Origin of the sequence: Caulobacter henricii (assembly GCF_001414055.1) — a bacterium.
In the GTDB taxonomy this organism is placed as follows: Bacteria; Pseudomonadota; Alphaproteobacteria; order Caulobacterales; family Caulobacteraceae; genus Caulobacter; species Caulobacter henricii.
On sequence record NZ_CP013002.1, the window covers coordinates 1,780,233 to 1,806,267 of the forward strand.

At 66.5% G+C, this 26,035-nt stretch carries 22 protein-coding genes and 1 pseudogene; 10 read left to right on the plus strand and 13 right to left on the minus strand.

Going from position 1 to position 26,035, the window contains the following annotated elements; all coding sequences use genetic code 11:
* The first annotated feature begins 6 nt into the window (after positions 1-6).
* From AQ619_RS08245 to AQ619_RS08255, 3 genes are read left to right on the plus strand one after another with little or no spacing between them, the layout of a single operon-like run.
* Positions 7-468: a DNA polymerase III subunit chi gene (locus AQ619_RS08245; protein WP_062146258.1), complete on the plus strand. Its 462-nt coding sequence runs from the start codon at positions 7-9 to the stop codon at positions 466-468.
* Positions 465-803: a peptidase inhibitor I78 gene (locus tag AQ619_RS18745; protein WP_084745867.1), complete on the plus strand. Its 339-nt coding sequence runs from the start codon at positions 465-467 to the stop codon at positions 801-803. Before AQ619_RS08245 ends, AQ619_RS18745 begins: the two co-directional genes overlap by 4 nt.
* A gap of 11 nt (positions 804-814) precedes the next feature.
* Positions 815-3,226 carry an MASE1 domain-containing protein gene (locus AQ619_RS08255; RefSeq protein WP_062146262.1) on the plus strand — a complete coding sequence of 804 codons (2,412 nt, stop codon included), beginning with the start codon at positions 815-817 and terminating at the stop codon, positions 3,224-3,226.
* A 12-nt stretch (positions 3,227-3,238) separates the two neighbouring features.
* Here the strand turns inward: AQ619_RS08255 and AQ619_RS08260 are convergent, their stop codons facing one another.
* A complete protein-coding gene (locus tag AQ619_RS08260; RefSeq protein ID WP_062146264.1) occupies positions 3,239-5,110 on the minus strand; it encodes an ABC-F family ATP-binding cassette domain-containing protein in 1,872 nt (623 codons plus the stop codon).
* A gap of 96 nt (positions 5,111-5,206) precedes the next feature.
* On the opposite strand from AQ619_RS08260, the gene ndk reads away from it, so the two are divergent.
* Positions 5,207-5,626: a nucleoside-diphosphate kinase gene (gene ndk, locus AQ619_RS08265; protein ID WP_062146266.1), complete on the plus strand. Its 420-nt coding sequence runs from the start codon at positions 5,207-5,209 to the stop codon at positions 5,624-5,626.
* Positions 5,627-5,791: 165 nt separating this feature from the next.
* A complete protein-coding gene (locus tag AQ619_RS08270) occupies positions 5,792-6,856 on the plus strand; it encodes a sensor histidine kinase (RefSeq protein WP_062146268.1) in 1,065 nt (354 codons plus the stop codon).
* 25 nt (positions 6,857-6,881) lie between these two features.
* On the opposite strand, the gene AQ619_RS08275 is transcribed toward AQ619_RS08270, so the two are convergent.
* Positions 6,882-7,520, minus strand: a complete 639-nt coding sequence (locus tag AQ619_RS08275; RefSeq protein WP_062146271.1) for a DedA family protein — start codon at positions 7,518-7,520, stop codon at positions 6,882-6,884.
* A gap of 154 nt (positions 7,521-7,674) precedes the next feature.
* On the opposite strand from AQ619_RS08275, the gene AQ619_RS08280 reads away from it, so the two are divergent.
* Positions 7,675-8,319, plus strand: coding sequence for a YoaK family protein (locus tag AQ619_RS08280; protein WP_062146273.1), 645 nt, complete (start codon positions 7,675-7,677; stop codon positions 8,317-8,319).
* Here AQ619_RS08280 and purN read toward each other — a convergent pair.
* Both purN and purM read right to left on the minus strand, forming a co-directional pair.
* A complete protein-coding gene (gene purN / locus AQ619_RS08285; RefSeq protein WP_062151424.1) occupies positions 8,311-8,895 on the minus strand; it encodes a phosphoribosylglycinamide formyltransferase in 585 nt (194 codons plus the stop codon). The two genes, AQ619_RS08280 and purN, sit on opposite strands and share 9 nt — an antisense overlap.
* Positions 8,896-8,939: 44 nt before the next feature.
* Positions 8,940-9,965, minus strand: coding sequence for a phosphoribosylformylglycinamidine cyclo-ligase (purM, locus tag AQ619_RS08290; RefSeq protein WP_062146275.1), 1,026 nt, complete (start codon positions 9,963-9,965; stop codon positions 8,940-8,942).
* 114 nt (positions 9,966-10,079) lie between these two features.
* Here purM and rnd point away from each other — a divergent pair, with 114 nt between their 5' ends.
* Together rnd and AQ619_RS08300 are read left to right on the plus strand one after the other, a co-directional pair.
* On the plus strand, positions 10,080-11,258 hold the full coding sequence (gene rnd / locus AQ619_RS08295) for a ribonuclease D (protein WP_062146277.1): 1,179 nt from the start codon (positions 10,080-10,082) through the stop codon (positions 11,256-11,258).
* Between the two features lie 217 nt (positions 11,259-11,475).
* Positions 11,476-13,101 (plus strand): ATP-binding protein, encoded by a 1,626-nt coding sequence (locus AQ619_RS08300; RefSeq protein ID WP_236849553.1) that lies wholly within the window; start codon positions 11,476-11,478, stop codon positions 13,099-13,101.
* 103 nt (positions 13,102-13,204) lie between these two features.
* Here AQ619_RS08300 and AQ619_RS08305 read toward each other — a convergent pair whose 3' ends face one another.
* From AQ619_RS08305 to AQ619_RS08330, 6 genes are all read right to left on the minus strand, one after another.
* Positions 13,205-13,462 (minus strand): hypothetical protein, encoded by a 258-nt coding sequence (locus AQ619_RS08305; RefSeq protein WP_166504191.1) that lies wholly within the window; start codon positions 13,460-13,462, stop codon positions 13,205-13,207.
* A 152-nt stretch (positions 13,463-13,614) separates the two neighbouring features.
* The gene (locus tag AQ619_RS08310; protein WP_062146283.1) at positions 13,615-15,105 is read right to left on the minus strand and encodes a Ppx/GppA phosphatase family protein; all 1,491 of its coding nucleotides are present in this window, start codon (positions 15,103-15,105) and stop codon (positions 13,615-13,617) included.
* A gap of 64 nt (positions 15,106-15,169) precedes the next feature.
* Positions 15,170-15,562 carry a hypothetical protein gene (locus AQ619_RS08315; protein WP_062146285.1) on the minus strand — a complete coding sequence of 131 codons (393 nt, stop codon included), beginning with the start codon at positions 15,560-15,562 and terminating at the stop codon, positions 15,170-15,172.
* A gap of 9 nt (positions 15,563-15,571) precedes the next feature.
* Positions 15,572-17,800, minus strand: coding sequence for an RNA degradosome polyphosphate kinase (locus tag AQ619_RS08320; protein WP_062151426.1), 2,229 nt, complete (start codon positions 17,798-17,800; stop codon positions 15,572-15,574).
* 257 nt (positions 17,801-18,057) lie between these two features.
* Positions 18,058-18,750, minus strand: coding sequence for a DnaA regulatory inactivator HdaA (hdaA, locus tag AQ619_RS08325; RefSeq protein ID WP_062146288.1), 693 nt, complete (start codon positions 18,748-18,750; stop codon positions 18,058-18,060).
* Positions 18,751-18,870: 120 nt separating this feature from the next.
* Positions 18,871-19,209 carry a hypothetical protein gene (locus tag AQ619_RS08330; protein ID WP_062146290.1) on the minus strand — a complete coding sequence of 113 codons (339 nt, stop codon included), beginning with the start codon at positions 19,207-19,209 and terminating at the stop codon, positions 18,871-18,873.
* A gap of 202 nt (positions 19,210-19,411) precedes the next feature.
* On the opposite strand from AQ619_RS08330, the gene AQ619_RS08335 reads away from it, so the two are divergent.
* Both AQ619_RS08335 and AQ619_RS19555 read left to right on the plus strand, forming a co-directional pair.
* Positions 19,412-20,152, plus strand: a complete 741-nt coding sequence (locus AQ619_RS08335) for an EcsC family protein (RefSeq protein WP_062146293.1) — start codon at positions 19,412-19,414, stop codon at positions 20,150-20,152.
* Positions 20,153-20,371: 219 nt separating this feature from the next.
* Positions 20,372-20,547: pseudogene (locus AQ619_RS19555) on the plus strand (hypothetical protein).
* Between the two features lie 336 nt (positions 20,548-20,883).
* Here the strand turns inward: AQ619_RS19555 and parE are convergent.
* The 3 genes from parE to AQ619_RS08350 all read right to left on the minus strand — a co-directional run bounded on the left by parE (position 20,884) and on the right by AQ619_RS08350 (position 25,916).
* The gene (gene parE / locus AQ619_RS08340) at positions 20,884-22,959 is read right to left on the minus strand and encodes a DNA topoisomerase IV subunit B (RefSeq protein WP_062146295.1); all 2,076 of its coding nucleotides are present in this window, start codon (positions 22,957-22,959) and stop codon (positions 20,884-20,886) included.
* Between the two features lie 135 nt (positions 22,960-23,094).
* Positions 23,095-24,447, minus strand: a complete 1,353-nt coding sequence (locus AQ619_RS08345; protein ID WP_062146297.1) for an amidohydrolase family protein — start codon at positions 24,445-24,447, stop codon at positions 23,095-23,097.
* A complete protein-coding gene (locus AQ619_RS08350; RefSeq protein ID WP_062146300.1) occupies positions 24,447-25,916 on the minus strand; it encodes an amidohydrolase in 1,470 nt (489 codons plus the stop codon). The genes AQ619_RS08345 and AQ619_RS08350 overlap by 1 nt, the downstream gene beginning before the upstream one ends.
* Between the last annotated feature and the right edge of the window lie 119 nt (positions 25,917-26,035).

Genomic DNA, 26,035 nt, shown 5'->3' on the forward strand with positions numbered 1-26,035 from the left:
CGGCGGATGTCCGACGCGCCCTGCGAGGTCTGGTTTTACCATCTGGAGCGAAGCAGCGCCGAACAGGTGCTGCCCGAGCTTCTGGAAAAGACCCTCGGGCGTGGCTGGAAGGCCCTCGTGCGCGGGGTTGATCGCGGTCGACTGGAGACCCTGGACGGTCTTCTCTGGACCTATCGCGACGACGCCTTCCTGCCGCACGGACTGGCCCATGAACCCATGGCCGACCGGCAGCCGGTTCTCCTGACCGAGGGGCTGGACAATCCCAATGGTGGCGATGCCCTGTTCCTGCTGGACGGGGCCGAGCCGGGGGATTTGGCGGGCTTCGCCCGCTGTGTCCTATTGTTCGATGGTCGTGACGAGTCGGCCCTGGCTCAGGCCCGGGGGCGCTGGACATATTTCAAGAGGGGCGGCCATCCGGTGTCATACTGGCGGCAGGGTGCCGAACGCGGATGGGAGAAGCAGGCATGACATCCTTGCGGGTTTTGGGCGTTGCCGTCGCTGCGGCCCTTCTGGCGGTGTCCTGCACCAGTGCGCCACCACCCGCGCCCCTGCCACCTCCGGAGACGCCGGTGGCTCCTCCGCCGGTGGCGATTGCCCCGCCCCAGCCGAAGGACCAGTGCGGCATGGTTGAGGCCAAGGCCTATATCGGCAAGAATCGCACTGAATTGCCGGCCGCCGTGGACCCCACCCGTTGGCGGGTGGCCTGCACGACCTGTCCGGTGACCATGGACTTTCGGCCAGATCGCCTGAACATCTTGTTCGACGCCGACACCGGCAGGGTGAAAGAGGTCAAGTGCGGCTAGCGGCGCAGGAGATGGGGCGCACCGCGCTGGCCTCGCTGATTGCGGGGCTGGGATTTGCCCTGCTCGCCTATGTCGGCGTCGAGGTGCCCCGCGCCTACGGGCAGGTGACGCCGATCTGGCTGTCCAACGGCTTTGTCCTCGCCTGCCTACTCGCGGTCAATACGTCGCGCTGGCCCTGGATGCTGGCTGCGGCCCTGGCCGGGGCGCTGTTGGCAGGGGCCCATGCCGGCGACTCCCTGCTGGTCAATCTTGTACTAGCCCCGAGCAACATTGTTCAGATCTGGCTTTGCGCCTGGTCTACCCGCCGATTTTTGGGACGGGACATAGACCTGGGTCTGCCCAGGCATATGATCGGCTTTGTCGGCCTGGCCGGTTTTGCTGTGCCCCTGGTGACCGGGGTTATTGCCTCGCTCCTGCATACGGTGACCCGGGGTGGCGAGATCTGGACCAATATGGCCATCTGGGTTCTGGGCGACATTCTGGGCGTTTTGACCGTGACGCCGTGTATTCTGGTGCTGGTCCGGGCCAGGGCCAATCTCGCCGAGCGCAGTGTGACCCGCGAGGGGCTGGTGGCCCTTGCGGCCCTACTTCTGGTCACTACGGTTGTCTTCGCCCAGAGTCGTTATCCCTTACTGTTCGTGGTTCCGCCGGTGATGCTGCTGGTGGCTTCGCGGCTGGAAATTCTGGGGGGCGTTATCGGGGCGGCCATGGTGGCCATGATCGCTGTCGTCTTCACCATGGCCGGCCTCGGCCCCATCCATCTGATCCACGGCTCGACCTCTGAACAGTCGATCATCCTCCAGGCCTTTCTGGCCGTGTCGATCTTCGTGAGCCTGCCGGTAGCCGCCTATCAGCGACAAAGGCGCGATATCCTCGATCGCATGGCCCAGGCCAGCGAAGCCGTCGCCCGAAGTGAAGCGCGCTATCGGCTGCTGACCGAGAATGCCCTCGATGTGATCGTCCACAGCGACCTTGCCGGCCGGGTGACCTATATGTCGCCCTCCGTCGTCGCCGTGCTCGGCTATACGGCCGAAGAATTGACCGGCGGGCGTCCGATCGAGCTCGTTCACCCAGACTATGTGAAGGCCGTGGTCTCTATCAGCCAGGCGCGGGTTGAAGGCCGAAGCGAAGGTTATCCCGACCGCATCGAGTATCTGGCCTTTCGCAAGGATGGCACGCCCATCTGGCTGGAATCACGTCCGACCCTGGCCCTGGATCCCGTCAGCGGCAAGAAGATCGGCCTGACCGACGTGGTCCGTGACATCACCGCGCGCAAGGCCCTGGAGCAGGAGCTGCGCGAAGCCCGCGCCACCGCCGAGGCCGCCGCGGCCGCCAAGGGCGAGTTCCTGGCCAATATGAGCCATGAGCTGCGCACGCCCCTGACGGCCGTGATCGGCTTTGCCAATCTCGTCGACGAGCAGCCGAACCTGGCGAGCGAAACGCGCCGTCATGTCAGCCGGATTGTCGATGGCGGCCGGTCGCTTCTGGCGACCATCAATGACATCCTGGACTTTTCCAAGCTTGAGGCCGGCCAGATGGAGATCCGGCCGCGTTCAGTAGCGGTGGCGGAACTGGCGCGCGAGGCTCTGGATATCTTCAGCCTGCAGGCGTCCGACAAGGGTCTGGCCCTGACCAGCGAGGGGTTTGAGGCCCTGCCGGACCAGCTTTGGCTTGATCCCGAGCGCCTGCGGCAGGTCCTGCTCAACCTGATCGGCAATGCCATCAAGTTCACCGAGACCGGTGGGGTGACCCTGAGTCTCGGCTATGCAGCGGACACCGAAAGGCTTTCGGTGGCGGTCAGGGATACTGGCCAGGGCATCGCCGAGACAGACATGAAGTTGCTGTTCATGCGCTTCTCCCAGGTCGACGCCTCGATCCGTCGCCAGCATGGTGGCACTGGCCTTGGGCTGGCGATCTCCAAGGGGCTGGTGGAAGCCATGGGCGGTCAGATCGGCGTTGAAAGCCGGCTGGGGGAAGGCTCCTGTTTCCGGTTCGACCTCAGCGCGCCCGTACCGATTGACGGCCTGTCGGAGGGTGAGGAGCCTGTCCTGACTCTGCCTCCGGCCTGCCGGGTGCTGGTGGTCGATGACAATGCGACCAATCGCGAACTGGTCCGGACGATCCTGGAGGCCTTCGGGGCCAAGGTCAGCGAGGCGGCAGACGGCGAAGAGGGTGTCAGCGCCGCCGAAGGCGAGACCTTTGACGTCATCCTGATGGATCTGCGCATGCCTCGCCTCGACGGCGTCCAGGCGGCGGAAAGGATCCGCAGCGGGGCGGGGCCCAGCGCCCATTGCCCGATCATCGCCTTTTCGGCCGATGTCAGTTCGGGCCCGCCCGGAGTGCCGTTTGACGGTTCGGTATCCAAGCCGATGACGGTCGCGTCCCTGGTCGGTGCAATCTCGGCGGCCATGGTGGCGGCCTAGATGCGCTGAGGCTCAGGCTTCGGCCTCGGCCAGGTCTTCAGCCAGGGTCATCCAGGTCGCTTCTGCTTCGTCGAGCTTCGACTTCGCCGTTTCACGACGCTTGGTCAGTTCGGCCAGCTTGGTGGGGTTCTTGTAGAGCTGGGGATCGGCGAGCTGGGCGTCGAATTCGGCGACCTGGCGGGTCGTGCGGGTGACGACCTGCTCGGCGGCCTCGATCTTGCGCTTCAGGGGCTCGATGGCGACGGTCTTGCGTGGCGGGGCGGCGGGAACGTCCAGCTTGGCCGGATCCCGGGCAACCTGGGTCGGCTTGACCGCCTGCTTGGCGCGATCCAGCACGAACCTGGCATAGTCGTCCATGTCGCCGTCGAACGGCTTGACCGTGCCGTCGGCGGCCAGCCACAGGCGGTCGGCGACCAGTTCCATCAGCGAGCGGTCGTGGGTGATCAGTATGACCGCGCCTTCATAGTCATTGAGCGCGTCCAGCAGGGCCCGGCGGCTGTCGATGTCCAGGTGGTTGGTCGGCTCGTCGAGGATCAGCATGTGCGGCGCATCCATCGCCACCATGTTGAGCAGTAGACGGGCCCGTTCGCCGCCGGACAGGTTGGCGACCGTGGTCTCCTGCTTGTCGAAGCCCAGGCCGAACTGGGCCAGCTTCGAGCGGCGCGAGGATTCCGAGGCGTCCGGCATGGCCCGGCGGATGATTTCCAGCGGGGTGTCTTCTGGATCCATGGCCTCGATCTGGTGCTGGTGGAACCAGCCGACCTTCATCTTGCGGTCGCGGTGGAACTCGCCGGACTGCACGCCGAGGGCCCCGGCGATCATCTTGGCGAAGGTCGACTTGCCCGCGCCATTGACGCCCAGCAGGCCGATCCGGTCGTCCAGGTCCATGCGCAGGTTGAGGTTCTTGAGGATCGACCGGCCTTGCTCATAGCCCACATTGGCCCGCTCCAGCCGGATGAGCGGCGGCGGCAGGGGGCGGGGGGGCGAGGGCAGGGTGAAGGGCGCGACGCGCTCCTCGATCGTGGTCGCGACGGGCTCCATCTTGGCCAGTCGCTTCATTCGCGACTGGGCCTGGGCCGCCTTCGAGGCCTTGGCCTTGAAGCGGTCGACGAAGGACTGCAGGTGGGCGCGCTCGGCATCCTGCTTGGCCTTGGCCGAGAGCTGCAGGCGGGCCTTTTCGGCCCGGCGCTTTTCGAAATCGTCGTAGCCGCCGGTGTAGAGCTCCAGCTTGCCGCCGGCCAGGTGCAGCATGTGGGTACAGCTGTTGTTGAGCAGTTCGCGGTCGTGGCTGACGATCAGGGCCGTGTGCGGGTACTTCTGCAGCCGGGCTTCCAGCCACAGGGCGCCTTCGAGGTCGAGATAGTTGGTCGGTTCGTCGAGCAGCAGCATGTCCGGCTCGGCGAACAGGGCGGCGGCCAGGGCGACGCGCATCCGCCAGCCCCCCGAGAACTCGGCCATCGGCCTCTGCAGGTCATCCTGGGAGAAGCCCAGGCCAGACAGGATTTCCGAGGCCTTGGCTGGTGCCGCATCGGAGTCGATCTCGATCAGGCGGGCCCAGATCTCGCCCATTTCCTCTGGCGGGGCGTCCTCCAGCCGGGTCAGAAGGCTGTGACGTTCCTCGTCGGCCTCAAGCACCGTGGCCAGGAGTGAGACCGGCGTGGCGGGGTGCTCCTGGTCGACCGAACCGATGCGCGCCGTTTTGGGCAGGCTGATTTCGTCGTCGCTGGCGGCGAGCTGGCCCAGGATGAGCTTGAACAGGGTGGACTTGCCCACGCCGTTGCGGCCGATCAGACCCACCTTCGCCCCCGGCGGCAGGCTGACGCTGGCATGGTCGAAAAACTTCCGTCCCCAGGCGTTGAAGGTCAGGTCTTTGATCTGAAGCATTTGTAAGGACGACTACGCGGCGGGTTGGCGGGGAGGAAGCGCCCGGCTATAAGCCCGCAACCTCCCAATTCACAACTTTATGTGTGAGATATCTTCGTGACCGAACGCACCTTCTCGATCCTCAAGCCGGACGCCACGCGTCGCAACCTGACCGGCGCCATCAATGCGGTGATCGAGGCCGCCGGCCTGCGCATCGTCGCCCAGCGCCGCGTGCATCTCACCGATGCCCAAGCCAAGAAGTTCTACGAAGTGCACGCCGAGCGTCCGTTCTACGGCGAACTGGTCGGCCAGATGACCGCTGAGCCGGTCGTGGTTCAGGTTCTGCAAGGTGACAACGCCGTCGCCCGCTACCGCGAAGTCATGGGCGCCACCAACCCGGCCAATGCCGACGAGGGCACCATCCGCAAGCAGTTCGCCCTGTCGATCGGCGAAAACTCGGTCCACGGTTCGGACAGCCTGGAGAACGCCGCGATCGAGATCGCCCAGTTCTTCACGGAAGACCAGATCGTCGGCTAAGCTTTTCGCGCCGGCAGGTATTGTCGGGTCGAATAGATCTTGAGAAGCGGCGTGGCTGAAGGCCACGCCGCTTTTCTTATGCCTGGATGCCGTTTTCAGCGTATGCTGGCCGCCTTCCGCTCCCCCGGCTTCGTCTGGTGACCGAAGGGACGGAGTACAGGCCAAGTGAGTGATAACGGCGAGCAGATCGAGCAATTGCTCAGCAGCCCAGACCTGGCCGGCGTTCTCGAAAGCGATGGCTTCCGGCAGTTTCTCGATCAGGTGCCGATCGCGATCGCCGTGTCGGAACTGCAGCCGGACGAACGGATCGTCTACGCCAACATCGAATTCGAGCGCCTGAGTGGTCAGGCAAGCGCCGATCTTGAGGGCAAGTGCTGGAAGGCTCTGCTGGGCCGCTCAGCAGATGCGGAGGATGATGGCGCACTGAGTGACGCCGTCCTCGAGGACCAGGACTATATCGGCGTCTTCTCCTTTGCGCACAGCCAGGGCGTCGAAGCCGTCGACGCCTGGTCGAACATCATCCAGGACAATGCAGGCATCGCGGTGTTTCGAATGCTTGCCCTGGTGGGAGCAAGCCATCGTGGCTCCGATCGCACCGAATTCGAGCAGCGCATTCTGGACAAGGACGTGTTGCTGCGCGAGCTGCAGCATCGGGTTGCCAACAATCTGCAGATGATCACGGCCCTGATCCGGATTGAGGCGCGCAATGTACCCGAGGACGCTCAGGACGAACGGTTCGGTCGACTTGCCGGACGGGTCGAGGCTCTGGGTCTGCTCTATCGTTCGCTGTCAGATGCGGGGCAGGCAGAGACCGTCGATCTGGGCGTCTATCTCAGCGAAATCGCTTCTGCTGTCATGCGGGCTCATGCGGCGGAAGGGATTCACCTCAATCTTCAGGTCGATACGTGGCCGGTCTCGATCAATGTGGCGATGCCGGCGGGCCTGGTGGTCAACGAGCTGCTGACCAATGCCCTCAAGCACGCCTTCAAGGGGCGTGAAGGCGGAACGATCACCCTGCACAGCCTGGTCGACGAAGACGGTTGCCGCGTTGTCGTCTCGGATGACGGGGTCGGCCTGCTGCCGGACCAGACCTGGCCAAGGCCGGGGAAGCTCAGCAACATGATCGTCCAGTCCCTGCGCAAGAACGCCCACGCGAAAGTCGAGGTCAGCGGCGAGCCTGGCGGGGGTATGCGTGTGACCATCGTCTTCACCCGCGCCAACGCCCTCTAAGTGTCCTCGTGCGACCTGACGAGCCCTAGGCCACCAGACGGGTCGTCCGCGCTGGTCCGGGCCCGAAGCGCTTCCAGCTGGCATAGGCAATGATCCCGAGGATTACCGCGGCGAGCGCAAGGGCCACGCCCGCCAATGGATCAGTCAGGAGCAGTTCCAGATTGCGGGCGGCCATATAGCCCGGGGCGAGCATGGCTATGACCCAGAGCGGCGCGGTCAGGACGCTGGCGGCCTGGAAGGCCCAGGGCCGCGATCGGGTCATGCCCGCCACGATCGGAATGAACGGGCGAACCGGGCCCATGAAGCGTGCCAGGGCGATGGCAATGATCCCGTGCCGCCGCGAGACCAGCTTGGCGCGGGCCAGCAGCCGTCGGTGACCGGCCAGCAGGCCGTTGGCGAGCCGCCGGGCTCCAAGACCCCGGCCAAGCAGATAGGACAGGCCGTCGCCGATGATGGCCCCGGCGCTGCACCAAAGGATCGCTTCGACCGGATGCAGAACACCCTGGGCCACCAGGGCACCGGCCATGACCATGACTGCCACAATGGGGATCAGCAGTCCGACCAGCAGGAGAGCCTCCAGCAGGGTCAGGACGAACAAGGCCAGCCCTGCCCAGAGGCTGTTCTGGGCGATCGTCTCGGTCAGTTGGGGCAGGAGCGATTCCATGACGCCATTCTGACCCCGAATAGTGACAACTCCCTGACCCTGGATGGTTATCAATTCGAAGCGCGACATTCGGTCTCGCCGGGTCCGCCCCATTTGCGTCACAGATCGGGTGCGGCTGGGCCCAGGCGGGACAGCCTGTTCACGGAGGCTCACCTTGAAGGACTATGCCGGGCGTGATGTAGCCCTTGCGGCGGCTCTTTCCGGGGTGGCCGGTTATGTCGACGCCATCGGTTTCCTGAAGCTGGGCGGCTTCTTTGTGTCGTTCATGAGTGGCAACTCGACGCGACTGGGGGTCGGTCTGGCCACCGGCCATGTCGCGGCGGCCCTGACGGCCCTGGGTCTGATCGGCCTCTTTGTGGCCGGGGTGGTGCTGGGCGCACTTGTCGCCCGACGGGTGGGCGAAGACCGACGGTCCGCGGTCATGGCTCTGGTGGCCGGTCTGCTGATCAGCGCTGCGATCTTGATCATGATGGGGCTGGACGGCCCGGGCGTAGCGGCGATGGTCCTGGCCATGGGGGCCGAGAACGCGGTCTTCCAGCGCAATGGCGATGTCGGCGTCGGCCTGACCTATATGACCGGGGCCCTGGTCAAGGCCGGGCAAAGGATCGCTGCGGCCCTGACTGGCGGTGAGCGCTGGGCCTGGGTCCCGTTCTGCCTGCTCTGGACCGGCCTGACCCTCGGCGGAGCCCTCGGCGCGGCGGCCTATCTGAAGTTTGGCGTCATGGCCCTGTGGGGCGCGGCCCTGGTCGTCACGGGCCTGGCCGTGGCCCGCTATCGCTTCGAGAAGGCTTCAGCCTAGGCCCAGGCAGAAGGCAGCGAGGGTCTCGGGGTAAAGCCTGTGCTCCTGCTCCAGGACCCGCAGGGCCAGGGCGTGTTCGTCATCGCCGGGCAGGATGGGCACGCGGGCCTGGCCCAGGATGGGACCCTCATCAACACCGGCCGTGACCAGATGGACGGTACAACCAGCCTCGGCCTCGCCTGCGGCCAGGGCCCGGGCATGAGTGTCCAGGCCCGGATAGGCGGGCAGCAGGGAAGGGTGGATGTTCAGCATCCGTCCGGCCCAGGCATCGACCAGGAAGGGCGTCAGGATGCGCATATAGCCCGCCAGTGCGATGACCTGGATGCCCCGCGACCGCAGGGCGGCGTCTATGGCGCGTTCATGGGCCTCACGGTCCTTGCCGAACGGCTTCTGGTCTACGCAAAGCGCCTCAATCCCGGCCGCCTGGGCCGTGGCAAGACCGCCGGCCTCCGGTTTGTTGGCCAGGACCAGGCTGATCTCGAAAGGGCAGTCCCCGGCCAGGGTCGACCGAACCAGGGCTTCCATGTTGGTGCCCCGTCCGGAGATGAAAACAGCCACCTTGGTCTTCGAGGCCATCAGGACCACCCCATCCATCTCCCGCAAGGGGAGAGGGCCCAAACCTAGCCCGCGACCAGCTGGCCGCAGATGAAGGCGTCCTCGCCGGCATTGAGCAGGGCGGCCAGCACGGGTTCGGCATCGCTTGACGCCACCACCAGAATGAAGCCGACGCCACAGTTGAAGGTTCGGCGCAGTTCGTGATCCGAGATGCCCCCGACCTCCTGCAGCCAGGCGAACACGGGGGGCAGGGGCCAGGCGTTCCAGTCAAACTCGGGAACCAGGCCCTGGGCGATACAGCGTGGCGGGTTTTCGATCAGGCCGCCGCCCGTGATGTGGGCCCCGCCCTTGACGCGGCCTGACTGCAGCAGGGGCAGGATCGACTTCACATAGATCCGGGTCGGGGCCATCAGGGCTTCGGCCAGGGTCTTGCCGTCTTCGAAGGGAGCCGGGGCGTCCCAGGTCAGACCCGAGCGCTCAACCACCCGACGGACCAGCGAATAGCCGTTGGAATGGGGACCGGAAGAGCCCACGCCGATGATGATGTCGCCGGCCCTCTGCTTGTCGAGCTTGGGCAGGACACCGTCGCGCTCGACGGCACCGACCGAGAAGCCGGCCAGGTCATATTCACCGTCGCTGTACATGCCCGGCATTTCGGCGGTTTCGCCGCCGACCAGGGCCGCGCCGGCCAGCTTGCAGCCTTCGGCAATGCCCGCGACCACGCTGGTGGCGGTGGCCAGGTCCAGCTTGCCGGTCGCGAAATAGTCCAGGAACAGCAGGGGTTCGGCCCCCTGGGCCAGCAGGTCGTTGACGCACATGGCCACCAGATCGATGCCGACCGAGCCATGCATCTTGGCGTCGATGGCGATCCGCAGCTTGGTGCCGACGCCATCCGTGGTGGAAACCAGCAGGGGATCGTCATAGCCGGCGGCCTTCAGGTCGAACAGGGCACCGAAACCGCCAAGGCCGCCATCGGCACCGGGGCGGCGCGTGGCCTTGGCCAGGGGTTTGATCGCTTCAACCAGGGCGTTGCCGGCATCAATATCAACGCCCGCCTGGGCGTAGGTGAGGCCGCTCTGCTGATCGCTCATTCGCTTGCTCTGGTCTAGTTGAGGACGCCAACGCGCCTTCAATTCGCGGAAATCTGCGCCCCGGGGCTGCTTGACGCTTGCAGACTCGGGGGTGCGCGAGGCTATTAGCAGCCGATGAAGCCGATAACCACTACCGCCGCACTGGCGGCGTTTTGTAATGAGTTGCAGGGTCAGCCCTTTGTCGCCGTGGACACCGAGTTCATGCGTGAGACGACCTACTGGCCCAAGCTCTGCCTGATCCAGGTTGGCGCCCCCAATGTCGAGGCCGTAATCGATCCGCTGGCGGAGGGTATCGACCTGACGCCCCTGCTGGATCTGATGCGCGACGAGCGTGTGCTCAAGGTGTTCCACGCCGCCCGTCAGGACGTCGAGATCTTCAACAATCTGGGGGCCATGCCCCGACCACTGTTCGACACCCAGGTGGCCGGCATGGCCGCCGGCTTTGGCGAGCAGATCGCCTATGACGCCCTGGTCCGCCAGATGCTGAAGATCGAGCTCGACAAGTCCAGCCGCTTTACCGACTGGGCGCGGCGGCCCCTGTCTGAGGCCCAGCTGACCTATGCCCTGGCCGATGTCACCCATCTGGCCTCGCTGTATCCGATGTTGCGCCAGCGCCTGGCAGACGCGGGGCGGCTGGCCTGGGTCGAGGAAGAGATGCAGGCCCTGTGTGATCCGGCCTTCTACGATGTCGACCCGGAAAAGGCCTGGCGCCGGCTGCGGCCGCGCAAGACGGCCCAGAAATATCTGGCTGTCTTCAAGGCGGTCGCCGCCTGGCGCGAACGCACCGCCCAGCAACGGGACCAGCCGCGGGGCCGCATCCTGAAGGATGAGGCCATAGACGAGCTGGCTACCCAGGCACCGACCACGCTGGACGGGCTCAACACCTTGCGTGGCGTACCCAAGGGCTTCGGCGGCAGCAAGTTTGGCCCGGACCTGCTGGCGGCCATCAAGGCGGCCCTGGCAGATCCTGAAGGCTATGCGCCCGTTCTGGAAAAGGCCGGTCCTGCGCCCCCGCCGTCGGCAGGGGCCGTGGTCGAGCTGCTGAAGGTCTTGCTCAAGGCCCGGGCCGAGGAAGCCGGCGTTGCGTCGAAACTGATCGCGACCGTTTCGGACCTGGAAAAGATCGCCGCCGACGACAATGCCAGTACCCCCGCCCTGACGGGCTGGCGCCGCGACGCCTTCGGGGCCGACGCCCTGAAGATCAAGCGCGGTGAGCTGGCCCTGGTGCTGGATGGTGCCCGGGTGCGGGTCGTTGAGGTTCGAAGGGCCCCCAAGGCGGAATCAGAAACCTGAGGCGTGCGTCCGTCGGGTCTTCAACCCATAGTGAGTAAAAGTTAGGCGGCTAACGGTCTAGCGGCCCTGCGTAGCCTTTCCTGTTCTGCTATCTTCCTTGTCAGCCAAGAGCGTCTGCGCCCTTTGGCAGGCAGAGGTGGCAGGTTTGGCGGGATACTGGGACAGACTGGCGACCGCCTACCGACCGGCGGCAGTTTCCCGGCGCTCACAGGTCCCCTTGCGGGTTTTCGTCATCCTGGTGCTGTGCGGGGCTATGGCCTGGCGCCCAGGCTTTGGCTTTCTGCTCGGCTGGTCAGCCGCCTATGCCTTTGCGCAGCTGGCGGAGTTGCTGGCGCTACGGCGGTTTCTTGCTGCACCAGATCCGGCCACGACGGTGGGATTCAACCTCGCGACCGATCTCCTGATGGCGACAGTCTTCGGCTGGATGGCGATCCCGCTGTGGCAGATCGGGACGCCGGCTGCTGCTGCGGCGGCGACCCTGCTGATTTCCGGATCCATCCTGACTGCCCTGATGGGGGCTGAAGGCTGTTTCACGGCCTTCGCGACGGCCGTTACCCCGCACCTGGCCTATCTGTTCATTCTTCCCTATGCCGGCGGCGCGGCCGACGACCCGGTCTCGCCCTATTTCCTGATCGGTGCAGGCCTGCTGAGCCTGGTTCTGGCCATGGTCTTTACCTGGTCCCAGCGCGCCATGCAGGCCGAGCGGTCGGCCCGTCTGGCCGCGGAAGCCCAGACGGCTGCCAAGTCCGCCTTCGTCGCCATGGTCAGCCATGAATTGCGGACACCGATCAATGCCCTGCTGAACGGTGCGGACGCTCTGGCACGGCAGGTCGGCAGTGATCCTGGCGCGACCCGGCTGATCGCTGACGCCGGATCGATGATGAAGACCCTGCTCAATGACCTGCTGGATTTTTCCAAGATCGAGGCCGGTCGGATGGGAGTCGAACAGGTCGACTACGATCTGCGCAGCGTGGTGCGCGACAGTGTTCTGCTGTGGCGCAACGAGGCGCGGGCCAAGGGCATCAAGCTGGAGTTCAGGGGAGGAAAGTCCCTGCCGGTCTGGGTTCGCGGTGATCCGATGCGGTTGCGCCAGATCCTCAACAACCTGCTGTCCAATGCCATCAAGTTCACAGCCGATGGCAGGGTGACCCTCAGCGTCGCCCTGCTGGACCGGCCAGAGGGCCGCTTCATGGATCTGCAGGTGGTCGACACAGGGCCAGGCCTGACGCCAGGCCAGATCGACCGCCTGTTCAGCGCCTATGATCAACTGGGTGACGGGACGGCGCGCGCCTTCGGGGGGACGGGGCTGGGCCTGGCCATCAGCCGCGATCTGGCCCGGCTGATGGGGGGAACCCTGACGGCGGAAAGCCGGCCGGGAGAAGGGGCGCGTTTCATCCTGGCCCTGCCCGTGCCCGAAGGCACGGCCCCGGTCTCTGTGGATCTCACCCGCCTGCCGACGGTCGCGATCAAGGGGGAAAGCCCCCTGATCTTGGTCGTCGATGACCACGACATCAATCGCCGCATGATGCGAGCCATGCTGGAAGCCTTCGGGGCCCGTGTGGAAACGGCTGACGACGCCGAGGCAGCGCTCAAGGCGGCAGAGGCCCGGGGCTTTGACGCGATCCTGATGGATCTGCGGATGCCGGGTGTCGACGGCCTTGAGGCGACCCGACGGTTGCGCGCCTCCAGCCTGAACGGTCAGACCCCGGTGATTGCCGTTTCGGGCGCGGTTCTGCCGGAGGACCGGGAGGCCTGTGAGCGTGCGGGCATGAACGGTCTGATCCGCAAGCCGGTTGTGCCGGAAGAGCTCTATGCGGCGCTGTTTGGCGACCCAGCGGCCTAGGCCGCTTAGGGGCCTTCACACCGGTCGACCTTGCTCGCGCCCAGCCTGGGAAAGGCATCCGCCTCCTTCACCCTGAGGGGCAAGGGGAAGGAGGCAAAGACTGTTAGTGGGGCAGGACCGCGCCGCCGGCGGCGAGGCCCAGGGCGACCAGGACGCTGACATGGAAGACGATGGCGATCGCGACGGTGCGTCGGACCGACCAGGTCGACTCCTGGGCAAAGACCCGGCCGATTTCATGCTGGAGACTGTGCGCAGCACTTTCCACCGGCGCATCATTATCATTGGCGAGGCGTAGATCAGGACGCTTGCGCGGGTTGGGCGCGATAGCGTCAAGGTAGTCCACTTTACGCTGCAGCATCACTGGCCTCCTTATGTCGTTACAGACACGCTAGCGAAGTGAAGCTAACAAATTATGCTCAAACGACAGCAGTTTGACTGCGTCATTCGGCCTCGTTTGCATTATGGGTAGATTTAGACTGCATTAAGCACGTCTAACACTCAGCAACATCTTGTTTAGGATGTTGAGATCTTCAACTTCAGGCCCAGCAGATGGGCGACCGTGCCGGCACGCTTGCTGGTCTGTTCCCCCAGTAGCAGGTCGGCATAGCCGGGCTCTGCGGTGAGGGTCAGCTGGGTCCTGTCGATCATCAGCCGTGAGCGGGCGAGCAGGGGGGCGCTGCGCCCCGAGAGGTCACAGCCGAGGCGGATGGCCGCGCCAAGCGCCCGGGCCCGCTTCAGCCGCAGGGGGCTCAGCAGGCGATGCAACACTTCGATCTCGGGCGGGTCGAAGGCGGTGGAGTGACGGGCATAGGCGGCGGTGGCCAGAAAGGCCCGCTCGGCGTGATCCTGGCCGGCGATCGGCGCGCGCAGTACCTGCTCGAAGACCAGGTCGGCGCGATGGTCGGGATGCAGCCGGGCGCCGAGATCGGCCAGGCGGCAGGCGGCCGACATCAGCACCTCGTCCCGCCCGCCCTCAAACAGCGGCGGCAGGCTGGTGAAGGCCGGGGCCAGCCAGGCATTGAGGCCCTGGCCCAGTTCGTCAGCGACGCCCTGTCGGGCGCCGAGCGAGGCGCAGCCCTCGATCAGCGGGTCCAGGCCCCGGGTGCGCGGTGGCATGGCCTCGAACAGCAACCCCTCGCGGACGCCAAAGGCCGAGATCTCGATCCGCTTGAGCGCCAGACTATCGATCAGGCTTTCCAGCACCACGGCAGCATAGGGCAGGGTCTCCGAGCGCTTCTTGCTCATGCCCTCGATCCGCTCGAGCGAGGCCCTGGACTGGTGCGAGACCAGACGGGCGGCGTCGAGGGCCTCGCTGGCGCTCATTTCATACTGGTGCACGACATGCAGCGGGTAGCCCGACAGCCGCATGTGCAGCAGGGCCAGGTTGCGCCAGGCTCCGCCGACCGCATGGAAGGTATCGGTGCGGAAGGCGCTGGCCACGGGGGCGAGGCGCTGGGCGCACAGCCGGCGCACGCGCTCGCCGTCGAAGCCCTCCGACAGGCCCAGGCTGAACGGGCCCAGGGGCAGGGTGACGCCGAGGCCCGCGCCGGTGGTTTCCAGCCGGACGAGTTCGAGGCTGGCCCCGCCGAGGTCGCCGACCACGCCGGTGGCCGAGGGCGCGCCGGCCAGGACACCCAGGGCGGCGTAATGGGCCTCTTCCTCGCCCGACAGGACCCGGACGCTCAGGCCGGTCTCGGCCTTGACCCTTGCGACGAAGTCAGGCCCGTCGCTGGCCTCGCGGGCTGCGGCGGTGGCGACCACGAAGATCTCGGCCGGGGCCACGGCCTCCAGGACGGCGCGGAAACGCTTCAGGGCCGCCAGGGACTGCTGCACGCCCTCCGGCGACAGGCGGCCATGGTCCCCGAGGTCCCGGCCCAGGCCCGCCAGCACCTTCTCGTTGAAGACGGTCCAGATGGCGCGACCTTCCAGCCGGTACACCACGAGGCGCACCGAGTTGGATCCGATATCGATCACAGCCGCGTCGCGCGGCGCCGGAAATGGCATGGGCGTGGTTTAGCCTATTCGGCCGCAGGAGAAAGCGGGGCCGGAAGAAAATCGCTGCAACAGGTCAGGACGCGCCATTAATCCGGCAGGCCAGCAAGCGCCAGCGGGTTTCGGTCCTTACGTAGAAGCAGGTGCCGAAGGTTTTCTGTGCTCCGTCGGCCCGCAGTCCGCCCTTGGTGGCCGCGTGATTCCCGTCGAGCAGCAGCATCTCGACCGTCGGGGCCTGGGTCGGACAGCGGCCCCAGGAGCGGATCTGGCCCAGACGCAGTCCCGGACCGTAGATCCTGCCCCTGGCCTGCAACTGGCGATCCACAGGGGCGAGGGCGGCGCCGTCGCCGATCCGGTCAAGGCCGGGCACGCCGGGCGCGGCCAGGATGGCGCAGATCTCGGCCTGTTCAGCGGGCGCAGGGCCGCAGCCGGCCAGTCCCAGGACCGCCAGTGCGGCGAGGCGTTTCAAGGGCCGGCCCTAGCCGCGCCTTGGTCCCACATGGTCAAAGGCCATGGGCAGGTCCTTCACCTTGTGACCGCGACCCGAGAGGCTGGGATTGGTCATGAAATAGTCGTGGGCCGAGAAGGCTCCCTTCCTGTCCCAGGCCGGATTGCGGACATAGTCGCCATCGCTCTTGAGGTTCCAGCTCTGGGCCTCGTCCTTGAGATTGGCGACCATGATCTGGCTGAGCACCTGCTGGTGCACGGTCGGGTTCTCGACCGGCACGAGGGTCTCGACCCGGCGGTCGAGGTTGCGGGGCATCCAGTCGGCCGAGCTGATGAACAGGCGGGTTTGCGGGCCGGGCAGGGTGGCCCCATTGGCGAAGGCGACGATGCGGGCATGTTCCAGGAACCGCCCGACGATGCTCTTGACCCGGATGTTTTCCGACAGGCCCTTCACGCCCGGACGCAGGCAGCAGATGCCGCGCACCACCAGATCGATCGAGACCCCGGCCTGGCTTGCGGCATAGAGGGCATCGATGATCTGCGGGTCGACCACCGAGTTCATCTTGGCCCAGATGCCGGCCGGCTTGCCGGCCCGGGCGTTGTCGGCCTCGCGGGCGATCATCCTCAGCAGATCCGGCTTCAGGGTCTCGGGCGAGAAGCTCAGCTTCTCCAGGCCCGAGGGCTGGGCATAGCCGGTGATGAAGTTGAACAGCTTGCCGCCGTCCCGGCCCAGGGCCGGATCACAGGTGAACAGCGACAGGTCGGTATAAACCTTGGCCGTCTGCGGGTGATAGTTGCCGGTCCCGAAGTGGCAATAGGTCCGCAGGGCATCGCCCTCGCGCCGCACCACCACCGACAGCTTGGCGTGGGTCTTCCAGTCGACGAAGCCGAACACCACGTGGACGCCCGCGCGTTCCAGGTCGCGGGCCCATTTGAGATTGTTCTCCTCGTCGAAGCGGGCCTTGATCTCGACCAGGGCCGTGACGTTCTTGCCGTTGTCGGCCGCCTCGATCAGGGCCGCCACGATCGGGCTGTCCTTGGAGGTGCGGTAAAGGGTCTGCTTGATCGCCAGCACATTGGGATCGCGGGCCGCCTGGCGCAGGAACTGCACCACCACATCGAAGCTCTCGAAGGGGTGGTGGACCAGGATGTCCTTCTCGCGGATCGCCGCGAAACAGTCGCCGCCATGGTCGCGCACCCGCTCGGGGAAGCGCGCATTATAGGGCTTGAACTTCAGGTCGGGACGGTCGGGCGGGATCAGCTCGCTCATCTGGGCCAGGCCCAGCTTGCCCTCCACCAGCACCACATCCTCGGCCTCGGCCCGCAGGCCCTCGATGATGAACGCGCGCAGGTCCTCCGGCATGGTGGTCTGCATCTTGACCCGCACCACCTGACCCAGCCGGCGCTTCTTCAGCCGCGCCTCGAACTCGCGCACCAGGTCTTCGGCCTCTTCCTCGATCTCGAGGTCGCTGTCGCGGATCAGGCGGAACAGGCCCAGGCCCTCGACCTCATAGCCGGGGAACAGGTGATCCAGGAACAGGATGATGAAGCTTTCCAGGGCGACGATCTTGCGCTGGCGCTTCTTGCCGCGGGTCATCACGCTGGACAGTTCCCAGAACCGCTGCACCTGGCTGGGCACCGGCACCAGGGCATAGAGGTGCTTGTCGTCGGCGATCCGGCGCAGCTTCAGCGCCAGGCAGAAGCCGAGATTGGGGATGAAGGGAAAGGGGTGGGCCGGGTCGATGGCAAGGGGCGTCAGCACCGGGAACATCCGGGTCAGGAACAGCTCCTCGGCCCGGACCCAGTCCTCGCCGACAATGTCCTTTGCGTCCAGCAGCTTCAGGCCCTCGGCCCACAGCTCGGCCCGGATCTCGCGCCAGATCTTCTGCTGGTCTGCCATCAGGTCGCTGGTCGAGGCATTGATCTTCGCCAGTTGTTCGCCGGGCGTCAGGCCGTCCTGGCTGATCACCCGCACGCCTTCGCGCACCTGCCCCTTCAGGCCGGCGACGCGGACCATGTAGAACTCGTCGAGGTTGTTGGCCGAGATCGACAGGAACCTCAGGCGCTCCAGCAACGGATGGCGCGGATTGGCGCTCTCTTCCAGCACCCGCTCATTGAAGGCCAGCCACGAGGTCTCGCGATTGATGAACCGCTCGGGCGAGGCCATCAGCGCCATGTCGAGGCGGCAGGTGACATCGTGCTTCCCGGCTGGAGCGACGGTTTCGTTGGCGGCGGTCGGCAGGGCGGCGGCGTCAGTCATGCGGGCAACCATAGGCGAACTGTGTTCGCACATGGTGAACGCGGCAGGTGACAGGGGCAAGACAGAGGGGGCGGCGGCCGACGTGATGCACAATCGGTCGTCAGCGTCCCGCAAAAAACACCGTCATCCCCCGACCTGTTCGGGGGACCCAAGCCGGGATGGCCGATAACCCCCTGGAAGCGCCGCCTGGGTCCCCCGGATAAACCGGGGGATGACGAATTTAGAAGCGGAGGAAAGGCAGACGGTGATGAGGGCTGTTAAGGGGCCTCATCCTCGTCAAAGGCCAGGACCTGGCCGGCCAGCACCCGGCTGATGGCCCGGCCCTCGGCCGAGGCGGCCTCGTCGAGCAGGTCGACGGCGGCTATGGCCTCCAGAGAGGAGCGGGGGATGCGGCGCAGCAGATAGGGATAGACCTCCTCGGCAGGGGTCATGGCCCGGGCCGCGAAGGCCCGGCGCAGCACGGCCTCCAGTACGATGTCGTCGGGCTCGTCGATGCGGGCGACGCTGGTGGCATTGAGCCGCGAGCGCAGGTCCGGCACCGCGCAGTCCCAGGCCACGGGGGCCAGCCGGCCGGTCAGAAGCAGGGTGCCGCCATCGACCCCGGCCATGTTGATCAGGTGAAACAGGGTCTCGTCATCGAGGTGCCCGCCCTCGGCCCGGCGGTCGGCATCGTCGACCAGCACCGCCCGGCCGCGCAGGGCCGAAAGGTCGACCGGTGCCGACAGGGGATTGGCGGCCTCGATCACCACGGCATCGGCCCTCAGGGCCCAGTCCCGCGCCAGATGGGTCTTGCCGGCCCCGGCCTCGCCGACCAGGGCCACCCGCCCCTCGACCCAGCCGGGCCAGGCGTCCAGGGCCGCCAGAGCCAGCGCATTGGTCGGCGACACGGCAAAGTGCTCCCGTGCAAACGATGGCGGGCTGTGCAGCGGCAGTCTGAACTGACGGGACAAACGCGAGGGGTCCGGCGTGGTTACGGGATGGTTTGGTATAGGCCGGGTACGGCGTCAGGGCGAGAGGGGCGGTATGGGAAGGTGGGGATTAGGGGCGGGGAGGTGTGGATGGCGAGACAGTCAGAGCCCCCACCGCACCACCAACAACCCAAACCCCAGCAGGATCACCGGCCCGAACACCGCGAAGGTCCAGCGGGTGATCCGCTCCGGCAGGAAGGTGTCGTAGGTGCCGTTCCTGGTCGCGCCGTACTTCACGGCGATGGCGGTCAGCGGGCATTTGAGGCCGAAGGCGGCGAAGACCGCGCTCTCGACGGCGACCAGAGCGGCTGCCACCCACAGCCAGGGGCCGTGCGCGCCGGTGATCCCGGCATAGAGGACGACGAGGCTGGCACCGGCCATCACGAGATAGATCACGGTGTGGAGGGCGCGGACCAGGGTCAGGCTTTGGGCATCGGTCATGGGGCGTAGTCTACCCTTCCAGATACTCCCGTCATTCCCGCCCTTGTGGCGGGAACCCCTCGCGCCGCCGCAGGTGCAGAAGGGGCGAAGTGCGCGCGCACTTCGCTGGCGCTTCACGTGTCAGCTGAACCAGGGGTTCCCGCCACAAGGGCGGGAATGACGGGGGGTATGGGGAGTGGTGTGGGGGCCCTATATCTCACCCATGCAACACCCACCCCCCGACCTCGCCGCCTGGCGCGCCGCCATCACCAAGCCCGCCGGCCCACTCGGCGGCCTTGCGCGCAAGGCCCAGGTGAGGATCAACCAGATCATCCCCGAAAAGGTCCATGCCACCATCACCACGGCCATGGAGGGCCTGACGCGGGGCATATTGACCGGGGCCGACTTCGCCACCGGCTCGCCGCAGCACGGCCTGAGCCTGGACGAGAAGCGTGCCAAGGCCGCCGCGGCCATCGACGGCTGGAAGAAGACCGCCAGTGTCGAGGGCGGGATCACCGGAGCCGGGGGCTTTCTGGCGGCGGCGGCGGATTTTCCGCTGCTGATGAGCTTCAAGATCAAGCTGCTGTTCGAGATCGCCGCCATTTTCGGCCATGACGGCACCGACCTCGATGAGCGGCTCTACATCCTGCACATCTTCGAACTGGCCTTTTCCGACGCCGGGCACCGGGCCCGGGTGCTGGCCTCCATGGACGACTGGAACGCCCGGCGCAGTGAGCGTCCCGCCAGCCTCGAGGCCTTCGACTGGCGGGCCTTCCAGCAGCAGTATCGCGACCATATCGACCTGGCCAAGCTGGCCCAGCTGCTGCCCGTGGTCGGTGCCCCGGTCGGGGCCATCGTCAACTGGCGGCTGGTCGAGCACCTGGGCGTGACGGCAGTGATGGCCTACCGGATGCGGGAGGAGGGCCTCGCGCTCCCCCGGCCCACGCCGCTGGCCCCCTCCTGACCGCTACGCGGTCGTCCTCCCCCCTGCGGGGGGAAGATGAAACGCGCCGATCTCCATCTTCCCCCTCCGGGGGAAGACGATCGCGAAGCGATCCGTAGGGGGCAAGTGCGGGCATAGAGAACAATCAATCCCCGGGGCTTTCAGGGAAAAGCTCAACCCGATCAACACCCTGCAAAAACAACCACCGCGCCAATCCGACGCGCTGAAACCTCCCGTATTCTGTACCCACCTCGTCGCGAGGAAAGGGCGCAAGGCCAGCGACCATGGCGGCGACGGGGGGTGATCGAGCGGGGCTGGGGTCGAGGGGGATACTCGACCGGTCCGGGGATCTGGTTGCTGGCCAGACCCGCCCGCCGTCGGCGTGGTTGAAGGCAAAAGGGCGTGTCTGGCTGTAAGCCCGTCCTCTTCGACCGCTGGAGCGCGCTGGAAACGGCGCGAGCCGGGTCCCGGTAAGGCCTCAACAGGGCCACCTGGCGGGAGGCTGACGGAAAACGACCACGCGGAGCGCACGGCTTCGTCGAAACGGTATTTTCTAGTCTCATCCGGACGTCGTCCGGACGCTCCGCGACCCTTTCCATCCCTTCAGCGAGTGATCGCGTGGGGGCGTGAAGCTGTAGCTGCTCCCCCTCTGGGGGAGCTGTCGCGGAGCGACTGAGGGGGTTAATGCGGCCTTCGCCCAGATGGCCCCCTCCGGCCCTTCGGGCCACCTCCCCCGGAGGGGAGGATCCGGATCAGACGTCCAGATCCGCCGCAGCGAACTCGGCGTTTTCCTGGATGAAGCGGAAGCGCAGTTCCGGCTTGCGGCCCATCAGGGTCTCGACCAGGGACTCCACCGCCTCTTCCGAGCGCGGCAGGGTCACCCGCGCCAGGGTGCGGACGGCCGGGTCCATGGTGGTTTCCTTGAGCTGGGCGGCCATCATCTCGCCCAGGCCCTTGAAGCGGCCGATCTCGGGCTTCTTGCCCTTGAACTGCGTGGCCAGCAGCTCGTCCTTGTGGGCGTCGTCGCGGGCATAGGCGCTCTTGCCGCCGTGGCTGATGCGATAGAGGGGCGGCAGGGCCAGGAACAGGTGCCCGCCGCGGATCAGCTCGGGCATGGTGCGGTAGAAGAAGGTGATCAGCAGGGAGGCGATGTGGGCGCCGTCGACATCGGCGTCGGTCATGATGATGATCCGCTCGTAGCGCAGATCTTCCTCGCGATACTTGTTGCCGCCCTGGGCCCCCAGGGCCAGCATCAGGTCTGACAGCTCCTTGTTGGCGCTCATCTTCTCGCCGGTGGCCGAGGCGACATTGAGGATCTTGCCGCGCAGGGGTAGGATGGCCTGGGTCTTGCGGTTGCGGGCCTGTTTGGCCGAGCCGCCGGCGCTGTCGCCTTCGACGATGAACAGTTCGGCCCCGTCGACCGCGCCGCCGGCGCAGTCGGCCAGCTTGCCCGGCAGGCGCAGCTTGCGGGTGGCGCTGGCGCGCTGGACCTCCTTGTCCTTGCGGCGCTTGAGGCGTTCCTCGGCCCGTTCGACCACGAAGTCGAGCAGGGCCTGGGCGCTCTTGGGCGAGGCGGTCAGCCAGTGGTCAAACGGGTCGCGCAGGGCGGCCTCGACGAAGCGCTGGGCCTCGGAGGAGGACAGCTTTTCCTTGGTCTGGCCCTGGAATTCCGGATTGCGGATGAACACGGAAATCAGGGCCCCGGCCTGGGCGATGACGTCGTCGGCGGTGATGATCGCCGCCCGCTTCTCGCCCTTCAGCTCGGCATAGGCCTTGAGGCCCCGGGTCAGGGCGGCGCGCAGGCCGCTCTCATGGGTGCCACCCTCGGGGGTGGGAACGGTGTTGCAGTAGGACTGCATGAAGCCGTCATGCTCACCGAAGCCGCGCGGCGTCCAGGCGATGGCCCATTCGACGGCTCCGGCCTCGCCCTGGCGCTCGATGCGGCCGGCGAAGCTTTCGGGGGTGACGGTTTCCAGGCCCTTGGTGCGCTCGGCCAGGAAGTCGGCCAGGCCATTGGGGAAGTGGAAGACAGCCTCGGCCGGGGTCTGATCCTGGATGCGCTCGGCCGCGCAGGACCATTTGATCTGCACGCCACGGAACAGATAGGCCTTGGAGCGGGCCATGCGGTACAGGCGCGCCGGCTTGAAATTGGTCCCCTCGCCGAAGATCTCGTCGTCGGGCTTGAAGCGGACCATGGTGCCGCGCTTCTTGCTGGGGCCGACCTTCTCGACCGGACCCAGGGGCTTGCCGCGCGAGAAGACCTGCAGGTGCTCGAAGCCGTCGCGCCAGACGGTGACCTCGACCAGCTCCGACAGGGCGTTGACGACGCTGGCACCGACGCCGTGCAGGCCGCCGGAGGTTTCATAGGCCTTGCCGCTGAACTTACCGCCGGCGTGCAGGACGGTCATGATGACCTCCAGCGCCGACTTGCCGGGGTGCTTGGGGTGGGGGTCGACCGGCATGCCCCGGCCGTCGTCCTTGACCGACAGGAAGCCGTCGGCATCGAGCTTGACCTCGATGGTCTTGGCGAAGCCGGCCACGGCCTCGTCCATCGAGTTGTCCAGCACCTCGGCGAACAGGTGGTGCAGGGCCCGCTCGTCGGTGCCGCCGATGTACATGCCTGGTCGCTTGCGGACCGGCTCCAGCCCCTCCAGCACCTCGATGTCGCTGGCGGTGTAGCCGCCCGCTGTCGCTGCAGCCGGGGCAGGCGGCGGCGGGGCAGGGGCGCGCGGAGCCGGCGTCGGCGCAGGCTGGGCAGCCTTGGCCGGCGGCTGGGGCTCGTCGCCGAACAGCGAGAACAGGGAGTTGGAATCGTCAGAAGAGGACATTACGGGAACATGCGTCGATTCGGGCGGAAGCTCCGTATGGGCTTCCCGTCGCCCCCTGAAAAGAGGCGTGTCGTCGCGGGCCGGGAAATCCTGGGGAAACCGGGCCCTGCCGCGGTGGCAGGGCCCGGTCGCCGGCTAGCGGTAGGCGATCGGCAGGCCGTTATCGGGGGCCGCATAGCGGTCGCGCAGCTGGGTCTGGCGGCTGTCCTTCGGCTGCTCGACCCCGCCGATGAACACCTTCTCGGGCCAGGAGGTGGTCTCCAGCGGATCACCGGTCCACAGCACGACATCGGCGACCTTGCCGACCTCGAGCGAGCCGATGCGATCGGCCTGGCCCCAGAGCCTGGCCGGGTTGAGCGTGATCGCCGCCAGGGCCTCGGCATAGGGCAGGCCGTTGGCGACAGCGAGACCGGCGTTCAGGCGCTCCTGCCGCAAGTTGGCCAGGTCGCGGGAGCCATTGATCGACACCTTGACCCCGGCCGCCTGCAGCCGGGCGGCATTGTCGAGCCGCGAGCCGATCGTCTCGAAGCTTTCGGGCAGGTCAGCCTGGGGATCGACGATCACCGGAACGCCGGCCTTGGCGATCTCGGCCGCGACGACCCAGCCCTCTTCGGCCCCTTCCAGGATGATCCGGACCTTTTCCTCAGCCGCCAGCTTCAGGGCCAGACGGATGTCCGATGCCCGGTGGACACTGATCAGCAGGGGCGTCTTGCCCTGCACGACCGGCACCAGGGCCTGAAGGTCGAGGCGCGAAAGGCCGTAGTCCCGGGTCGCGCCCTGCTCGAAGGCCGCCCGATTGCGGGCAAAGGCGCGGGCGTCCTCGAGGGCCGACTTGATCAGGACGATCGAGGCTCCGCGCGATCCGCCGGCGGCCCGTGCCCCGGACTCGCCCAGCGACACGGTCACGGCAAGTCTGGAGCCCTCGACGAGATCGGAGTCACCCGCCTGAAGCCGAACAAAGGCTGCCTGGCCGCCGAACAGGGGCGGATCGCCAGAGCCACCGGCACCGGCGGTCATTTCTTCGACCACGCCGTCGTCCGCATGGTCATGAGCCCCGCCGCCCGCGCCCGACAGCACCGGCGTCACGGCCGAGGCCGTGATCCCGCCGTCGCGGGCGAGGCCGATCTTCGGCGAGGCCGGATTGACGCTGTAGGAAATGTCGAAGGCGGCCGAGAGCGCCGAGCCCGTGCCGTCATCGCGGGTCTCGCGGACGCCGCTGATCTCCGAGGCCGTCAGGTTGGAAGACGGCGCGATCAGGCCGGGGGTGACCACGCCGCCCTTGGCGTCGATCACCGTCGCCCCGGCCGGGGCCGTGACCTGGGGCCCCAGGGCGGCGATCTTGCCGTCCTTCAGGACGATGGTCCCCGAAGGGATGGCCGGGCCGCTGACCGGCTCGATCCGGGCATTGGTGATGGCAATGGTCTGGGCGACTGCGGGTGCCGCGAGAGCCGCGCAGGCCACGCCTGCGAGAAGGATGGACCGGATCATCAGTTGAACGCTCCCTGGCCGGTTTGGCCAAGTTCGAAGTCGGACTTGGGCTGGTACTTCGGATCATGACGATCATAGGTCAGGGCACCGTCGATGTAGACCTGCTCGGCCTGGGCATAGACGCTGAACGGATCGCGATTCCAGATCACCAGGTCGGCAGCCTTGCCCGGGGCGATCGAGCCGGTCTTGTCGCCAATGCCCATGGCCTTGGCCGGATTGGCGGTGATCCACTTGATCGCTTCGGCCCGGCTGATGCCATAGCCCAGCTTGTTGCCGGCGGTCATGGCGATGGCGGCCTCCTGGTTGAGGCGCTGGGTCATGATCGGATCATCAGAGTGGATGACGACACAGGCACCGGCCTTCCAGAGGAGGGCCGCATTGGCATCGATGCCGTCCAGGCTCTCCATCTTGAAGCCCGTCCACGAGGCCCAGGTGGCCGAACAGATGTCCTCCTTGGCCAGCAGCGCACCGACCTTGTAGGACTCGATGGCGTGGTGGAACATCGTGATCTTGTAGCCAAACTCGCGGGCTATATCGATCATCACGGCCATTTCATCGCCGCGGTAGCAGTGGTTCTGCACCAGGATCTCGCCCTTGAGAACACCGCTCAAGGTTTCGAGCTGAAGGTCACGTTTCGGCGCATCGGCCTTCTCGCCCTTCTGGACCTTGGCGCGATAGTCGTCCCATTTGCGGGTATAGTCAGCGGCGTCGATCCAGGCTTTGCGGAAACCGAAGACATTGCCCATCGCTGTCGACGGTGTGCGACCCTTGCCGCCATAGACGCGCTTGGGATTCTCGCCGCAGGCCATTTTCAGCCCGTAGGGTGCGCCTGGAAACTTCATTCCCTGCATGGTGGTCGACGGCACGTTCTTGAGTGTCACCGAGCGGCCGCCGAACAGATTAGCCGAGCCGGGCAGGATCAGAAGGGTCGTGACCCCGCCAGCGCGGGCCCGGTTAAAGCCGGGGTCCTGCGGCCAGACCGAATGCTCGGACCAGACCTGGGCCGTGTTGGGGTCGGTGGCCTCGTTGCCATCTGACCTGGCCTGGACACCGGGCGACGGATAGACGCCCAGGTGGCTGTGTGCATCGATGATGCCGGGCGTCAGCCATTTGCCCTTGGCCTGGATGACTGCAACATCAGCCGGGATGGGCGTGTCAGCTCCACCAACCGAGACGATCTTGCCACCGGAAACAAAGACGACGCCGCTCTCGATCTGATCGCCCGTCGCGGTCAGCACCGTGGCACCGACTATGGCCGTGGCCTTTGAGGGCAGGGGCGAATAGGTCGATGGGAAGCCTGACGAGGCTGCACCGTCGAGGCCCTTTGGCAAGGGCTTGATCTCGACCTTCTCCGCCGGTTTTGCGGCCGGTGTGCGAGGCTTGGCTCCGGCCCCACCCGTAGTCGCGCAGGCCGATAGACCTAGCGCAAGCAGACTTGCAGCCGCAGCCGCGCGACGCCATTCAAACATGAAAATCCCCGACTCCCGCAGAAGGGAGAAGGACAGACGAAAATACCGGTCCAGGCAAGGGACCTTGCTGTTTGAAACGTCCGTTCCCCCCAGATTACCACTATCTTCTGTCCGGCAGT

Excerpts from the sequence above, each read along its gene's own strand:
- AQ619_RS08245 (WP_062146258.1), top strand. The coding sequence starts at position 7 with ATGTCCGACGCGCCCTGCGAGGTCTGGTTTTACCATCTGGAGCGAAGC.
- AQ619_RS18745 (WP_084745867.1), top strand. The coding sequence starts at position 465 with ATGACATCCTTGCGGGTTTTGGGCGTTGCCGTCGCTGCGGCCCTTCTG.
- AQ619_RS08255 (WP_062146262.1), top strand. The coding sequence starts at position 815 with ATGGGGCGCACCGCGCTGGCCTCGCTGATTGCGGGGCTGGGATTTGCC.
- AQ619_RS08260 (WP_062146264.1), bottom strand. The coding sequence starts at position 5,110 with ATGCTTCAGATCAAAGACCTGACCTTCAACGCCTGGGGACGGAAGTTT.
- AQ619_RS08275 (WP_062146271.1), bottom strand. The coding sequence starts at position 7,520 with ATGGAATCGCTCCTGCCCCAACTGACCGAGACGATCGCCCAGAACAGC.
- purN (WP_062151424.1), bottom strand. The coding sequence starts at position 8,895 with ATGGCCTCGAAGACCAAGGTGGCTGTTTTCATCTCCGGACGGGGCACC.
- purM (WP_062146275.1), bottom strand. The coding sequence starts at position 9,965 with ATGAGCGATCAGCAGAGCGGCCTCACCTACGCCCAGGCGGGCGTTGAT.
- rnd (WP_062146277.1), top strand. The coding sequence starts at position 10,080 with ATGAAGCCGATAACCACTACCGCCGCACTGGCGGCGTTTTGTAATGAG.
- AQ619_RS08310 (WP_062146283.1), bottom strand. The coding sequence starts at position 15,105 with ATGCCATTTCCGGCGCCGCGCGACGCGGCTGTGATCGATATCGGATCC.
- AQ619_RS08320 (WP_062151426.1), bottom strand. The coding sequence starts at position 17,800 with ATGACTGACGCCGCCGCCCTGCCGACCGCCGCCAACGAAACCGTCGCT.
- AQ619_RS08330 (WP_062146290.1), bottom strand. The coding sequence starts at position 19,209 with ATGACCGATGCCCAAAGCCTGACCCTGGTCCGCGCCCTCCACACCGTG.
- AQ619_RS08335 (WP_062146293.1), top strand. The coding sequence starts at position 19,412 with ATGCAACACCCACCCCCCGACCTCGCCGCCTGGCGCGCCGCCATCACC.
- parE (WP_062146295.1), bottom strand. The coding sequence starts at position 22,959 with ATGTCCTCTTCTGACGATTCCAACTCCCTGTTCTCGCTGTTCGGCGAC.
- AQ619_RS08345 (WP_062146297.1), bottom strand. The coding sequence starts at position 24,447 with ATGATCCGGTCCATCCTTCTCGCAGGCGTGGCCTGCGCGGCTCTCGCG.
- AQ619_RS08350 (WP_062146300.1), bottom strand. The coding sequence starts at position 25,916 with ATGTTTGAATGGCGTCGCGCGGCTGCGGCTGCAAGTCTGCTTGCGCTA.